This is a genomic window from Paraliomyxa miuraensis, assembly GCF_026337845.1.
Classification (GTDB): Bacteria; Myxococcota_A; Polyangia; order Nannocystales; family Nannocystaceae; genus Paraliomyxa; species Paraliomyxa miuraensis.
Window position 1 is genome coordinate 346,494 of sequence record NZ_JAOVZF010000157.1, and the last position, 13,800, is coordinate 360,293.

General features: G+C 71.4%; 13 protein-coding genes. 1 reads left to right on the top strand and 12 read right to left on the bottom strand.

Annotation, left to right across the window (positions count from 1 at the left end; translation table 11 throughout):
- Nucleotides 1-5 precede the first annotated feature (5 nt).
- The 10 genes from ribD to OEB96_RS28800 form a co-directional block, all read right to left on the bottom strand.
- On the bottom strand, nucleotides 6-1,190 hold the full coding sequence (gene ribD / locus OEB96_RS28755) for a bifunctional diaminohydroxyphosphoribosylaminopyrimidine deaminase/5-amino-6-(5-phosphoribosylamino)uracil reductase RibD (RefSeq protein ID WP_266219970.1): 1,185 nt from the start codon (nucleotides 1,188-1,190) through the stop codon (nucleotides 6-8).
- Nucleotides 1,177-1,692, bottom strand: a complete 516-nt coding sequence (gene nrdR / locus OEB96_RS28760; RefSeq protein ID WP_266219971.1) for a transcriptional regulator NrdR — start codon at nucleotides 1,690-1,692, stop codon at nucleotides 1,177-1,179. The genes ribD and nrdR overlap by 14 nt, the downstream gene beginning before the upstream one ends.
- A gap of 6 nt (nucleotides 1,693-1,698) precedes the next feature.
- Nucleotides 1,699-2,199 carry a ribose 5-phosphate isomerase B gene (rpiB, locus tag OEB96_RS28765; RefSeq protein WP_266219972.1) on the bottom strand — a complete coding sequence of 167 codons (501 nt, stop codon included), beginning with the start codon at nucleotides 2,197-2,199 and terminating at the stop codon, nucleotides 1,699-1,701.
- Between the two features lie 45 nt (nucleotides 2,200-2,244).
- The gene (gene fabF, locus OEB96_RS28770; RefSeq protein WP_266219973.1) at nucleotides 2,245-3,492 is read right to left on the bottom strand and encodes a beta-ketoacyl-ACP synthase II; all 1,248 of its coding nucleotides are present in this window, start codon (nucleotides 3,490-3,492) and stop codon (nucleotides 2,245-2,247) included.
- A 100-nt stretch (nucleotides 3,493-3,592) separates the two neighbouring features.
- Nucleotides 3,593-3,832 carry an acyl carrier protein gene (gene acpP, locus OEB96_RS28775; protein WP_266219974.1) on the bottom strand — a complete coding sequence of 80 codons (240 nt, stop codon included), beginning with the start codon at nucleotides 3,830-3,832 and terminating at the stop codon, nucleotides 3,593-3,595.
- 56 nt (nucleotides 3,833-3,888) lie between these two features.
- Nucleotides 3,889-4,689, bottom strand: a complete 801-nt coding sequence (locus OEB96_RS28780) for a 3-oxoacyl-ACP reductase family protein (RefSeq protein ID WP_266219975.1) — start codon at nucleotides 4,687-4,689, stop codon at nucleotides 3,889-3,891.
- Nucleotides 4,679-5,617 (bottom strand): ACP S-malonyltransferase, encoded by a 939-nt coding sequence (gene fabD, locus OEB96_RS28785; protein WP_266219976.1) that lies wholly within the window; start codon nucleotides 5,615-5,617, stop codon nucleotides 4,679-4,681. Before fabD ends, OEB96_RS28780 begins: the two co-directional genes overlap by 11 nt.
- Before the next feature lie 33 nt (nucleotides 5,618-5,650).
- Complete coding sequence (plsX, locus tag OEB96_RS28790) at nucleotides 5,651-6,778, bottom strand: phosphate acyltransferase PlsX (RefSeq protein WP_266219977.1); 1,128 nt, start codon at nucleotides 6,776-6,778, stop codon at nucleotides 5,651-5,653.
- Between the two features lie 40 nt (nucleotides 6,779-6,818).
- Nucleotides 6,819-7,004: a 50S ribosomal protein L32 gene (gene rpmF / locus OEB96_RS28795; protein ID WP_266219978.1), complete on the bottom strand. Its 186-nt coding sequence runs from the start codon at nucleotides 7,002-7,004 to the stop codon at nucleotides 6,819-6,821.
- Between the two features lie 95 nt (nucleotides 7,005-7,099).
- Complete coding sequence (locus tag OEB96_RS28800) at nucleotides 7,100-7,801, bottom strand: YceD family protein (RefSeq protein WP_266219979.1); 702 nt, start codon at nucleotides 7,799-7,801, stop codon at nucleotides 7,100-7,102.
- A 270-nt stretch (nucleotides 7,802-8,071) separates the two neighbouring features.
- On the opposite strand from OEB96_RS28800, the gene OEB96_RS28805 reads away from it, so the two are divergent.
- Nucleotides 8,072-12,082: a hypothetical protein gene (locus tag OEB96_RS28805; RefSeq protein WP_266219980.1), complete on the top strand. Its 4,011-nt coding sequence runs from the start codon at nucleotides 8,072-8,074 to the stop codon at nucleotides 12,080-12,082.
- 87 nt (nucleotides 12,083-12,169) lie between these two features.
- Here OEB96_RS28805 and OEB96_RS28810 read toward each other — a convergent pair whose 3' ends face one another.
- Nucleotides 12,170-12,796 carry a TetR/AcrR family transcriptional regulator gene (locus OEB96_RS28810; RefSeq protein ID WP_266219981.1) on the bottom strand — a complete coding sequence of 209 codons (627 nt, stop codon included), beginning with the start codon at nucleotides 12,794-12,796 and terminating at the stop codon, nucleotides 12,170-12,172.
- 133 nt (nucleotides 12,797-12,929) lie between these two features.
- A complete protein-coding gene (locus OEB96_RS28815) occupies nucleotides 12,930-13,799 on the bottom strand; it encodes a peptidylprolyl isomerase (RefSeq protein ID WP_266219982.1) in 870 nt (289 codons plus the stop codon).
- Between the last annotated feature and the right edge of the window lies 1 nt (nucleotide 13,800).

A 13,800-nucleotide genomic window follows, 5' to 3' on the forward strand; every position in this document is an offset into this window, starting at 1 on the left:
TCCTTCTACCGCACGTCCGCGCGGGGGTCGACCAGACGATCCGGCCCGGGCGACGGCCCGCCCGTGACGGCGTCCTCGGGCGTCAGCACGGTCAGCAGGTCGGGCCCCAGACGACGGCGCGCCTCCACGCGCAAGCGCGGCGCCTCGTCCACCGTGCTCCACCCCACGCCCGCCACCATCGGCAAGCCCTCGCCCAGCAGGCGTGGAGCCTGGAACACGAACGCCCGCTGCCACGCGCCCGCGGCCACGAACGCCCCCAGCAAGCGGCCACCGCCCTCGACGAGCAGCGATCGGATCTCGCGGCGACCCAGCTCGCGCAGCGCCGCGACGAGCTCCACGCGGCCATCCCCGGCATCGGCCACGCTCACGAGCGTGGCCCCGGTCTTCGCGACCCGCGCGCGGGCCGAACGGCTCGCCCGCTCGGTGTGCAGCACCAGCGTGCCCGGCCGCAGCACCCGAGCCGCCGGCGCCGTGGCCAGCCGCAGGCGCCCATCGAACACCACCACCTGGGGATCGACGCCTCGAACGAGGCGCACGTCGAGACCGGGATCGTCGGCCAGCACGGTCCGTGCCCCCACCGCAATCGCGTGGTGCCAGGCCCGGAGCCGATGCCCGTACCGACGCGAGGCCTCGCTGGTGATCCACTTGCTGTCACCGCTCGCGGTGGCGATGCGGCCATCGATCGACGTGGCGGCCTTGAGGCTCACGAACGGCAGACCCACGCGTACGTGGTGGAGGTAGTGCTCGTGCACGGCCTCGCAGGCGGCCGCTCCCACCCCGACCACGACCTGCACGCCGGCCCGCCGCAGGGCATCGAGACCCTGGCCGGCGACGTGCGGGGCCGGATCCTCGACGCCCACCACCACGGTGCGGATCCCGGCGGCCACGATGGCATCGGTGCAGGGCGGGGTGCGGCCGTGGTGGCAGCAGGGCTCGAGCGTGACCACCAGCGTGGCTCCGCGGGCAGCCCTTCCGGCCTCGGCCAGCGCCTGGGTCTCGGCATGGGCACCTCCGGTGGGGCGGCTGCGAGCGGTCCCCAGCACCCGCCCCCCCTTGGCCACCACGGCGCCCACGCAGGGATTGGGATACGTGGCGCCCAGTCCGGACCGAGCCAGGCGCACGGCCTGGGCCATCCACTCGGTCATCCGCGGAGCCGTTCTCTTGTCGGGGTGCGAATCACGACGGCTCATCGTCGGGCCTCCGCTCGAACAGCGATCGTTGCCCCTCGGGATCGACCTTCTCGGCCTTCTCCATCTCTCGCAGCAGCTCGGAGAACTCGGCCACGGACTCGAAGCTGCGGTAGACCGACACGAAGCGCACGTAGGCGACCTCGTCGAGCTCGTAGAGGTGGTGCATCACCCGCTCGCCGATCTCCGCCGCATGCAGCTCGCGATCGCCCCGGGTCGACGACCACTGCTCGACCTGCTGCACCACGCCGTCGAGCTGATCGCGACGCATGGGTCGCTTGCGGCAGGCCAGCTGCAGGCCCCGCAGCAGCTTGCCGCGATCGAACGCCTGCTTGCTGCCGTCGCGCTTGACCACCATCGGCAGCGTCTCCTCGATGCGCTCGTGGGTGGTGAAGCGATGGCCACAGGTGTTGCACGAGCGCCGCCGGCGTACCGACAGTCCATCCCGGCCGTCGCGGGAGTCGAGCACCTTCGTGCTCGGGCTGCGACACACCGGGCACAGCACGGGGGCTCAGCTCTCCCCGTGCTCGGAGGGCGAGTCCTTCGCGGACGTGGCGGCGGCGGGGGAGGAGATGGCCTCGATCTTGCCCACCCTCCGCGCATGCCGACCGCCTTCGAATTCGGCCTCGACGAACGCGCGCAGCAGCTCCTCCGCCAGGCCCAACCCGAGCACGCGACCGCCCATGCACAGCACGTTGGCGTCGTTGTGGGTCCGGGCCATCCTGGCGCTCAGCGGCTCGGTCACCACCGCGGCTCGAATCCCGGGGATCCGGTTGGCCGCCATCGCGATGCCCTGGCCCGTACCGCAGACCAGCAGGCCCCGGCTGGCCGGATCCCCCTCGGCCAAAAGCGTGCGGCACACCTCCACGGCGATGTCGGGGTAGTCGATCGAGTCCGAGGGATCATCGGGCCCGACCTCGAGCACCACCTCGTGACCGCCAGCACGAAGTCGCTCGACCAGGTGCTTGCGCAGGGCCACCGCCCCATGATCGCCACCGACGTACCAGCGCACCGGGCTACCCTCCATCTCCGTCACTCCACGCGAACCACGGCGGCTCTAGCCGTACCTCTTGAGGACGATGGCGGCGTTGGTGCCACCAAAGCCGAAGCTGTTGGACATGGCGTGCTCGACCTGCACCTGCCGTGCCGTGTGTGGCACGTAGTCGAGGTCGCACTCCGGATCGGGATCGTCGAGGTTGATGGTGGGCGGCAGCACGCCCTCGTGCAGGGCCATCGCGCACAGCGCCGCCTCGAGGCTGCCCGCGGCGCCGAGCAGGTGCCCGTGCATGGACTTGGTCGAGCTGACCGCGAGGCCGTCGTAGGCGTGCGACCCGAACACGGACCGGATCGCCGCGGTCTCGATGGTGTCGGCCGCGGTCGAGGTGGCGTGGGCGTTGATGTAGCCGATGGCCTCGGGAGCCAGCCCCGCGTCGCGAAGGGCCAGGGTCATGCAGCGCTGGGCCCCCTCGCCACCGGGCGCGGGCATGGTGATGTGGTGGGCATCGGCGTTGGCTGCATAGCCCACCACCTCGGCGATCACGGTGGCCCCTCGCGCCACCGCGCGGTCGAGCGCCTCGAGCACCACCAGGGCCGCCCCCTCGCTGAGGACGAAGCCATCGCGGCTCTGGGTGAACGGACGCGAGGCCTTGGTCGGCTCGTCGTTGCGCTGGCTGAGCGCCCGCGCCGAGCAGAACCCGCCGATCCCCAGCGGGGTCACCGTGGACTCGGTGCCCCCTGCGATCATCACGTCGGCATCGCCGCGCTCGATCACCCGCGCCGCCTCCCCGATGGAGTGGGCGCCGGTGGAGCAGGCCGACACCATGCTCATGTTGGGACCCCGGCAGTCGTAGCGAATGGAGATCTGCCCGGGCGCGAGGTTGATGATGACCGACGGGGTGAAGAACGGGCTGATCCCGTGGCGGGGCCCCTTGGCCCGCAGGGTCTCCCAGGTGTTCTCGATCCCGGACAGGCCTCCCATGCCAGCGCCCACGTAGACGCCGATCCGCTCGGGGTCGGGCCGGTCCTCGCCGAGCCCCGACTGCTCCATGGCCATCTTGGCGGCCGCGAGCCCGTAGTGGATGAACACGTCCATCTGCCGCAGCTCGCGCTTTTGCATCCCCCACTGCGTGCCGTCGAAATCCCTCACCTCGCCTGCGATGCGGGTGGTGAACTCGCTGGCGTCGAAGCGCGTGATGGCTCCGATGCCGGACTCACCGGCCCGGACCTTGGCCCAGGTCACATCGGTGCCGATCCCCAGCGGGGTGACGAGCCCGATGCCCGTGATCGCAATTCGCCGTCGTGCCATGGTGGAAGGAAGAGCGCGTGGCCGGGAAGAGGGTGGCGCACCGGTCCGTGCGAGCCGTGTGCGAGCCGTGTGCGAGCCACCCCCGGCCCTGGCCGGCCCACTACTTCGTGCGGTCCTGGATGTACTTGATCGCGTCGCCGACGGTCTTGATCTTGTCGACCTCGTCGTCGGGGATCTTCACCTCGAACTTCTCCTCGAGCGCGAGCACCAGCTCGACGATCGCGAGCGAGTCGGCCTGGAGGTCCTCGGTGAAGGACTTGCTCTCGTCGACGTCCTCGGGCTTGGCGTCGAGCTGATCGACGACGATCTCGATGACCTTTTCCTTGATGCTGTCGGACATGATCTTGGTCTTCCTTGCGAACGAAGCGGGCCGCGAAGGCCGTGGAGAGGCGCGACCTAGATGGCCAGGCCTCCGTTGACGCGGAGCACGTGACCGGTGATGTAGGCCGCCGCGGGAGCGGCGAGGAAGGCGACGGCCTCGGCCACCTCCTCCGCGAGACCCACTCGGCCCAGGGGGATCTTGGCCAGCAGCGCATCGCGGGCCGGACCGTTGATGCTGCTGGCGGTCATGTCGGTCTCGATGAAGCCGGGGGCGACCGCGTTGACGGTGACCCCGCGGCTGGCGAGCTCGTGGGCCAGCGACTTGGTCATCCCGATCACACCTGCCTTGCTCGCAGCGTACATCGACTGCCCCGCGTTGCCCTGCTCGCCGACCACCGAGCTGAGGTTGATGATGCGACCGGCCGCGCGCGCCCGCAAAAGGTGCCGCGACGCCGCCTTGCAGCACAGGAACGTGCCCTCGAGGTTGGTGCGGAGGATCGAGCGCAGGTCGTCGGGGCTCACCCGCAAGAGCAGCGCGTCGATCGAGATCCCGGCGTTGTTGACCAGGATGTCGAGGCCACCGAGCTGCTCGACCACGCCCTTGACCCCCGCATCCACGGCCGCCGGGTCGCCCACGTCGAACCCGACCGCGATCGCGGTGCCGCCCGCGGCCACGATCTCGTCGCGCAGCGCCACCGCGGGGCCCTCGCTGGCCACGTAGTTGATCGCCACCGCGGCGCCACGCTCGGCGAGGGTCTTGGCGATGGCATGCCCGATCCCACGCGAGGCGCCCGTCACCAGCGCCTTGCGCCCGGTGAGGCGGAGCGACTCGGGCCAGTCCTTGGATGCGGACGGCGATGCGTGCTCAGCGGCCATTGGCCCAAGCCTCTAGCACAGCGATGTCATCCGGGGAAGCCGCACCCCTCACCTCGACCTCGGGTGCGATCCGCTTGACGAGGCCGGCGAGCACCTTGCCATGACCGACCTCCACGGCCGCAGCGACGCCCATGTGCACCGCCTTGCGCACCGAGGCCTCCCAGCGCACGCGCTCGGTCACCTGTCGCACGAGCAGCTCGGCCACGCGGCTCGAATCATCGTTGGGTTCGGCGTCCACGTTGGTCACCACCGGGATCGTCATCGGGCCCACCTCGATCTCGGCGAGCGCCGTACGCAGCCGCTGCGCCGCCGGCTGCATCAATGCGCAATGAAAGGGCGCGCTGACCTTGAGCGGGATCGCACGACGCTCGCGCGCCTTGACCAGCGAGATCAGCCGCGTCACCGCCTCGGCGTGTCCGGCCACCACGATCTGACCGCCGCCGTTGTCGTTGGCCGGCGCGCAGACCTGGCCCTGCGCCGCCTCGACACAGACCTCGGACAGCTCGTCCTCCTCCATCCCGATCACGGCCGCCATCGCACCGACCCCCGCCGCAACGGCCTCCTGCATCGCCTGGCCGCGCAGCCGCACCAGTCGCACCGCATCGGGAAAGCGCAGCGCCCCCGCGGCCACCAGCGCCGAGAACTCGCCGAGGCTGTGGCCCATGGCCACCACGGGCCGAAGACCGGTGCGCTCGCGGATCACGGCCAGCGCCGCGATCGAGGTGGTCAGGATCGCCGGCTGGGTGTTGGCGGTGAGCGCGAGCTCGGCCTCGGGGCCTTCGAAGCACAGCGTCGACAGCGAGATCCCAAGGGCCTCGTCGGCCTCCTGGAACACCGCGCGGGCGGCCGGCTCGGCATCGAAGAGCGCCTTGCCCATGCCCGCGGCCTGGCTGCCCTGTCCGGGAAAGAGGAATGCGAGGGTGGTCATGCAAGGCTCCTTGGTGGTGCTCGTGGTGTGTGCCTAGGCGACCGATTCCTTGGGCGGCGTGCCGTCGCCCCTGGCGGCCGCCATCAAGGGTGCATGGCGAGCGAGCGCCTCGGTGATGCGGGGGGTGAGCGCCTCGGCCACCGAGCGCTCGGCCAGGCGGATCGCGTTGCCGATGGCAAAGCCCGAGGCCCCGCCATGGCAGATGAACGCCGAGCCATCCACGCCGAGCAGCGGGGCCGAGCCATAGGTGTCGGGGTCGAGCTTGTCCCGCAGCTCGTCGAAGGCAGGCCGCAGCAGGGCCGCGCCCAGCAGGCGCCGCGGGCCCCCGCGCACGGCACCGCGAATCCAGTGCCCGATGAGGCGCCCCGTGGCCTCGGCGATCTTGAGCGCCACGTTGCCCGTGAAGCCATCGGTGACCACCACGTCGACCTCGCCGGTCATCAGGTCGTGGCCCTCCACGTAGCCCACGTAGCGCAGGCCCTGCAGCGATGCCGTGCCGAGCAGCCGGTGCACGGTGCGGGTCAGCTCGGTGCCCTTGCCGTCCTCGGTGCCATTGGACAGCACCCCCACGCGGGGCTCGGCCTTGCCGTGCTTGAACGAGGCATGGACCGCGCCCATGATCGCGAACTGCACGAGGTTGACGGGCCGGCAATCCACGTTGGCCCCGATGTCGAGCAGATCGACCCAGCTGGTGCCCGAATCCTCCGAACCCGATGACCCCGCCCCGTGCGCGAGGGTGGGCAGGCTCGTCACCAACGCGGGCCGATCCACGCCCTTGATCCGGCGAAACTTGAACAACCCGCAGGCGAGCATCGCCCCCGAGTTGCCGGCCGACATCACCGCGTGGGCCTTGCCCTGCCCGACCAGATCGAAGCACACGGGCATCGATGCATCGGGCCGGCTGCGCACGGCCTTGGCCGGGCTGTCCTCCATCGTGATCACCTCGGAGGCGTGATGGATCGACAGCGGCAGCGCATCCCACCCCGGGTGCCGCGAGAGCTCGAGCTCGAGCTTGTCGCGATCACCCACCAGGATCACACGGGCGCCGGTCCGAGCCGCCCGCACCGCGCCGTCGACCTCGGGCCCGGGACACTCGTCGCCGCCAAACGCATCCAGGGCGATCGTAGCGGCGATCGTGGACTCGTCCGTCGTTCCCGACATCGCAGCACCGCCGGTGCCTCGGCCCGGCGCGAAGGAAGGGCTACTCTCGCTCGACCGCGATCATCTCGCGGCCCTTGTAGTGCCCGCACGCAGGGCACACGCGATGGCTCACCATCAGCTCTTCGCAGTTGGGACACGGGGACAGCCCCGGAGCCGAGGTCTTGTCGTGCTGGGAGCGGCGCATGTCGCGTCGCGAGCTGGAGGTGCGCTTCTTCGGTACGGCCATGGGTGCCTCGGGGGGCGGGAGCATAGGGGGGCCCGATCGGGCGTGCAAGCGCGGTCGGGGGGTCTGGCCACCCCGCCAACGCGCGGCCGCTCACGTCAATCGGGCTCGGGCTTGGAGGAATTGGCCAGTCGTGGGGCCAGTCGTTGGGCCAATTGGGCGAATGGATTGTCGCGCTCGCTGCGCGAGCCCTCGGTCCCGCCATCCGAGGATGGCTCGGCCACCGGAGTGAGCGGGACCTCGCAGCGGCACTGCGGGCAGTGCCGGATCCCGGCCTCCAGCGCATTGAGCTCGAAGCCGCAGTTGCTGCACAGGCCCCGGCACTGCTCGCCGCGCTCGCACAGCGCCCGCATGGGATAGGCCAGCGCCACCTGCTCGGCCACCATCGCGTCGAGGGTGAGGATCGGGCCGTCGTAGGCGAACACGTCGGGGGCATCGGGATCGGGCTCCCACCCCTCCTCGTCCTCGCGCAAGAAGGTCTGTGCCGCGGCGGCCGAGGCCATGAAGGTGGCGAAGATCTCCGTCGCACCATCGACCGCCGCCGGCGACAGGCAGCGCCCGCACGGCACCGAGAACCGCAGCGAGAGCGATCCCTGCACCAGCACCACCCCCTCGGGCTGGAGCGTCAGCCGCAGCGCCACCTCGGCATCCTCGGACAGCTCGGCGTCGGTGTCACCGAGCGCCCGTGTCAGCCATGCCTGGGGCAGCACGGTCTTGATGGGGTGCAGGTCGACCCCCCGACGCCGCAGGGCGGCGAGGTCGACGCGAAGCGCCTCGAGGGGCTGGAGATCGCGGGCCATGGTCTGCCGCCACCCTTAGCCCGCTTCGGGGTTGGTTTCAAAGCCCCCAGGAACGACGCCGCTGGCAGGCCCCCAGCCAGGGCCACGGGCCTGCCCCCCACCCTTGCCCGCTTGGGGAGAGTGATCCGCCGCGCGGGCCCATCCCGCCCGTGTTGACCGCGCCTGCGGTCTTTCGTATGCCCCTGCCCGCACGTGACGAGCCCCGAGACGAAGCGGGTCGCCCGAGGCCCTCGAGCTTCCGGGGCCACGGCACGAAGGCCGGCTGCCCGCGTGCTCGTGTGGTTCGCCGTGCTCGTGGGCGCGAGCACCACCGCGAGCACGTCGGCCCATGCGGCGGGACCGCTGTCGTCTCGTGCGGCCCTCTTGCCTCGCGGGGTGCCTCACGATGAGGCCGAGCCCGCATCACGACGGCTCGTGCCCGCCTCCCGGCCTCCCGCCCCCGACGCCCTGGTGCTGGGAGCACCGAGCGATGGACCGTGGGGCGCCGCATTCTCGGCGGGACGTCCCACGCCAAGCGACGGCGAGAGCGAGCCCCCAACGCTCCACGCGATCGACGAGCCCGGCGTGCCTGCGCTCGAGCCACCGCTCGGGTCGGTACCTCCGGCCAGCGACGCCACCTCGTGGGCCGAGGCGTTCGGCCCGCGCCGGATTGCCGCAGCCCGCGAGGCGCTCGCCGAGCCCACCCTCATGATGGGCTCGCCCTCGCTGTCCTTCGGAGCGGTCGCCCTTCCGAGCACGACGCTGCGCTGGGCGCCCGAGGCCGGCCCCGAGTCCACGTCGGACGGCGAAGCCGGAGCCGCCGTGCGCACCGAGCCCGGCGCGTCGTCGGCGAGCATCTCGGCCGACGGTCGCCTCGACGCGCCCGAGCTGCTGGAGAAGCGCGGCCTGCCGCCGTTTTGGATCGACCGCGAGTACGCCACCCACCGCACCCGGGCGATCGCCTTCCCGCCGCTGTTCATCCATCGCACGCCCAAGCCCGACCATCCCGAGACCTACTTCCACGCCGACCTCGCGTTCGACTTCGGCTGGTACTCGCCCACCACCGAGCGGCGCCACTTCCTGAACCCCGTCGCGCTGACCTATGGCTACCAGAGCGAGCGCAAGACCGTGTGGGGCTCGGTCCCCTTGCTCATGGGCTACCGCCGCGTGGGCGAGCAGTTCAACTTCGGCCAGTTCCCGCTGGTGTGGTGGTGGGGCACCAAGTTCGTCAAGAACGTGCTGGTGATCCCGTTCCACTACCAACAGCGCGCCCCCGAGAGCTTCCGCGGCGTGTCGGGCCTGCTGGCGTGGTACGGGCACAAGAACCTCCACGACGCCGACCTCACCAACGATCGCCGGTTCCTGGTGGTGGCTCCGGTGTTCTGGCGCTTCCAGCGGGGGCTGCGGCGCTTCGACATCAGCCCGCTCTACTTCGGCGGCGCCAACGAGCTGCAGGGCAAGCGGCACATGACGGTGCTGCCGCTGTTCCACTGGCAGAGCCGCGAGTTCGGCAACCACCGCGAGCTGTGGACCCTGCCGTGGATCCGTCGGGTCGACGAGGCCCGCAGCCAACAGGCGTGGGCCGTGCCGCCGCTGCTCACGTTCTCGCATCGCGAGCGCGAGCGCGAGATCTTCTCGGCCACGCCGCTCCTTTGGCGAACCCGCAACCACCTCCGCGGCAGCGAGCTGTGGCTGGCGGGACCGTTTGGTCGCTACACCGATCCCACCCAGCGCAACATGGCGCTCGCGCCGGTGTGGTGGCGATTCCACGACACGCGCACCGACCAGACCACGCAGGTCATCGCCCCGCTGGCCCTGACGCGACGCGGGCCGGGCGAGCTGCGCGTGTACACGCTGCTGGGCGGTGGCGGCCGCACCCCGCAGGGCTATCGCCTGGCCATCCCGCCGCTGCTCACCTTCGCCGGGCGCACCGATCGCGGCGTGCGCTACCAGGGCGTGGGCGGCCTGCTGTGGCACGTGGCCCAGCCCCAAGACGACGATGGCACCGGCGGTCGCGAGGACTGGGTGGCGGGCCCGCTGGCCTACTACTCTCGTGTCGGCGGGCACGACGGCGGGAGCACCCGACGCGTGGGCGTGCCGCTGGCGCTGAGCTTCTTCCAGTGGGGCGGCACGCGGCGCTACCAGATGCTCACGCCGCTGCTTTGGCACGTGCACGACACCGATCCCGCGCACGCCGGCCACACCGTGGTCGCGGGACCGCTCTACCACCACGGCCGCAGCGGTCCGAAGGGCCATCAATTCGACGGTGGCATCGCCCCGTTCGTGTTCTGGGGCCGCGGCGTCGAGCGCAACTACGGAATCGTCCCGTGGCTGGCCCTGGCCGACTTCACCGACGTCGCCGAAGGCCGGCGCTTGACGGTCTCGCCGGTGTTCGTGCGCAGCAAGGGCCCCGACCACCGCACCCTGGGCATCGCGGGCCTGGCCTGGGACGTGACCCGAGGCGCCTCCGAGCGCCACACCGTGGTGTTCCCCTTCGTCTACCGCCGTGCGCTGGGCGACGATCGCCTCACCCTCAGCCTCGTCGGCGGCCGACGAGTCGTGGGCGACGACGTGACCGCGATGTGGGGCCCCTACGTCGAGCGTCGCCGCGACGGCCAGCACACCCGCGGGGTGTTCCCCCTCGTGTTCGTGGACGAGCGCGCCACCGAGGGCGGCGTGGCTCGCCACGTGGTGGCCGCCCCGCTCTACCTGCGCCGCCGCGCCCCGGTCGACGACCTCGACATGTGGTCGCCCCTGATCTGGCGCTCCGAGGTCCGCGGCGAGCGGCCACGGCGAGGGCTGGCCGTGGTGCCGTTCTACTTTCGCCAGCGCCAGCCCGGCGGCGTCGACGTGGACGCGGGCCTGGGCTTCTTCTGGTCGCGCGACGAGACCCGCCGCACCCACACCCTCGTGGCCGGTCCCGCCTTCCACCGGCTCAGCCGCAAGAGCATCAACACCGGCGTGTTCCCGCTCTACTGGTGGATGGACTCCGAGGACAAGCGGCGCCTGCTCGCCCTGCCGCTCACCGTGCACATCGAGGACAAGGCCCACCGCGGCCACACCACCATCGCGGTGCCGCTTTGGTTCGATCGCCTGCAGGTCAACGGACGCCGCACCTGGGGTGCGTTCCCGTTCGTGTTCGGCAACCGACGGATCGCCAGCTTCACGCGGTTCTCCGTGGCCCCGCCCGGCTACTTCGATCTGTTCCGCCTGCGCCGCAACATGCGGTTCACCGGCTACGTGCCGCTGCTGTTCCGCTATCGCAAGTGTGGCTATCGCGTCGAGGACGACCCGAGCTGCCAGTACACGCTGTGGGGCTCGGTGCCGCTGTTCCTCTACGGACGCGACGGGCAGGGCCGCCGGACCCACGGCGCGCTGGTCTACTACTGGGACCGCCGCCCCGAGGGCTACCGGCTCTACACCCCGCTGTTCGGCCTGACCAACGAGCCGGGCAAGACCCTGGGCTGGTACGCGGGACCGGTGGGCATGCGCACCACCAACACCTGGCAGCGCACGTTTGCGTTCCCGCTCTACTACCGCCGCAGCCACCGGCTCGAGCGGCGCAGCCTCACCCTCGCCGCGCCGCCGCTGTTCATCAGCCGCGTCCGCAAGGACGAGCGCTTCTTCGAGGCGGGCCTCTTGGTCTGGCAGTTCCGCAAGCCGCACAAGGTCGCCACCGCGATCGTGCCGCCGATCTTCTTCCACAGCCACGCCTGGGCCGAGCGCCGCGTGACGTGGCTGCTGCCGCTGTTCGTGCGCGACGATCACTGGGCCAAGGACGAGGCGTTCACCGGCATCGGCCCCCTGCTCTACTTTCAGCGGCGGCACGGCGAGAACCTCGACTTCGTGCAGTTCCCGCTGGTGTGGCACATCGAGCGCGGCGACGCTCAGGGCACCTTCGGCGCCTTCGCGTGGTGGGACATCCGCACGCGCAAGGGCAAGATGCTCCAGTTCGTGCCGGGCCTCTTCACGCGCTGGGCCACGCCCGAGCGAGACATCAAGGTCCTCGGCCCGGGCCTGGGCTGGTGGACCAAGGGGCGCGGCGCCACCGAGGGCGACCTGCACTGGCGCGCGCTGTTCGGTCTGTTCGGCGGCGGCCGCGAGCACGGCATGCGCTACGTGTCGTTCTTCGGCACGCGCCGGGTGACCGGGCCGGCCAAGGTCAGGGCCCCGCGAGGCCGCAAGGCGGATCCCTCGTCGGGCCCCGCGCCCAAGGCCAAGCGCGAGGCGAGGCGAGCCGAGCGTCGGGCGCGGCGTCAGGCCCGGACCAAGGCTCGCACCGCCACTGCAGCGGCCCGCTGAGCTCGAATCGAGCCCGAAGCGGCATCGTTGCGAGCGACCAGCGGCGCGTGCTCGCCGACGAGCCGAGACTCGTCGGCTCCCGTCCCGCTACTGTGCCGCCGCCGCCTGCCCCCGCATCGACACCGCCCCCGCAAAGAGTGCCGTGACCCGCTGCGCGAGCGTGTGCGGCTCGGGGCGTACGCGACCGGCGAGGTGCTTGCTGAACCACAGCATCGCGAGCCCATGCACCAGCGACCAGGCCGCGAGCGTCACGTCCTCGATCTCGCCCGCCGCGATCCAGCCCTCGTCCATGCCGCGCTCGATGGCCCGCCGCAAGGGGATGAAGGCCTCGCGGCAGGCCTTGAGGTAGTCGGGGTCGCGCGGCAGCAAGCAATCGGGACGAAACATCACCTGGAAGCGCAGCGGCTGGTCCACCGCGAACAGCACGTACGCGGTGCCGACCGACGAGAGGGCCGACGGCCCGCCGCTTGCGGTCCGCTCGGCCTCGTCGAGGCAGCGGCCGAGCGCCACGAAGCCCTCGGCCGCGTACTCGGTGAGCATCGCCGCCCGACCTCCGAACAGCACCCCCGGAGCAGCGTGCGAAAGCCCGGCCTTGGCCGCCACCTTGCGCAACGAGAGCCCCTCGAGGCCCTCCTTGGCCAGCACCACCCCCACCGCGTCGAGCAGGGCGCGACGCGAGTCCTCCGTTCCAGCCCGTACCACTGCTTGCATCATCGACGCCTCGACTTCGAGTTGCAGCCCACGCCGGAGCCTGGCCTCGATTGACATTGTCAATCCGGCCCTGGGGGGTGTCAAACGAAGGCTCGGACCCTCGCCGGCCGCGATCGGTTTCGGCCACCTCGGCCGACTACCGGCGCAGGATCTCCATGCGCTCGATGATCTGCGGAGTGCGCGGCTTGTCACCCGGGCCGCGCATGGCGGCGATCTTCTCGGCAACCGCGATGCCCGGCTCCGAACAGCGTCCGAAGATGGTGTGCTTGCCGTCGAGGTGGGGCACCGGTGCGAGGGTGATGAAGAACTGTCCCGAGCCCGTGCCCGGACCGCGGTTGGCCATGCTCAGCACCCCCGCCTCGTCGTGGCGCAGGTCGGGGTCGAACTCGTCGAGAATCACGTACCCCGTGCTTCCCCGTCCCGTGCCGCTGGGATCGCCTCCCTGGATCACGAACCCCGGGATCACCCGGTGGAACGCCACGCCATCGTAGTAGGGTCGAGTGACCCACTCCACCTGGGCGTCGTCGAGCGCCGGCCGCACCCCGCGGGCCAAGCCCACGAAGTTGGCCACCGTCAGCGGAGCCTCGTCGGGAAACAGTCGGCAGGCGATCACGCCCTGGGTGGTCGTCATCTCGACCCACAGGTCCCCCTGCCCCGGCACGCCATCGAGCGCCTGCTCGAGCGTGAACACGCCGCCCGCCGGATCCCCCTGGGCGCGCGCATAGGCCTGCATCTGCTCGGGCGTCATGTCGAGATCGGCTTGATCGCCGCGGCGATAGCCCCACGGGTCGTCGGGATCGGCGGGCGGCGCCTCGCCTCCCTCCTCGGCCGCGACCTCGGCGACGGCCGCTTCATCCTCGTGCGGTTGGCCTTCGCCCTCCCCGCGCACCGCCTTGCGTCGTGCGGCCTCCTCGGCCTCCTGCTGGGCCAGTTCCTCCGGCAACGGGGGCGGCGGGGTGAACACGCAGGCCACGCCGAGCAGGCCCGCCAGGGCCCACCCGGCCATC

Coding starts and splice junctions, on each gene's coding strand:
- ribD (WP_266219970.1), bottom strand. CDS start 1,190: ATGAGCCGTCGTGATTCGCACCCCGACAAGAGAACGGCTCCGCGGATG.
- fabF (WP_266219973.1), bottom strand. CDS start 3,492: ATGGCACGACGGCGAATTGCGATCACGGGCATCGGGCTCGTCACCCCG.
- acpP (WP_266219974.1), bottom strand. CDS start 3,832: ATGTCCGACAGCATCAAGGAAAAGGTCATCGAGATCGTCGTCGATCAG.
- OEB96_RS28780 (WP_266219975.1), bottom strand. CDS start 4,689: ATGGCCGCTGAGCACGCATCGCCGTCCGCATCCAAGGACTGGCCCGAG.
- fabD (WP_266219976.1), bottom strand. CDS start 5,617: ATGACCACCCTCGCATTCCTCTTTCCCGGACAGGGCAGCCAGGCCGCG.
- plsX (WP_266219977.1), bottom strand. CDS start 6,778: ATGTCGGGAACGACGGACGAGTCCACGATCGCCGCTACGATCGCCCTG.
- rpmF (WP_266219978.1), bottom strand. CDS start 7,004: ATGGCCGTACCGAAGAAGCGCACCTCCAGCTCGCGACGCGACATGCGC.
- OEB96_RS28800 (WP_266219979.1), bottom strand. CDS start 7,801: ATGGCCCGCGATCTCCAGCCCCTCGAGGCGCTTCGCGTCGACCTCGCC.
- OEB96_RS28810 (WP_266219981.1), bottom strand. CDS start 12,796: ATGATGCAAGCAGTGGTACGGGCTGGAACGGAGGACTCGCGTCGCGCC.
- OEB96_RS28815 (WP_266219982.1), bottom strand. CDS start 13,799: ATGGCCGGGTGGGCCCTGGCGGGCCTGCTCGGCGTGGCCTGCGTGTTC.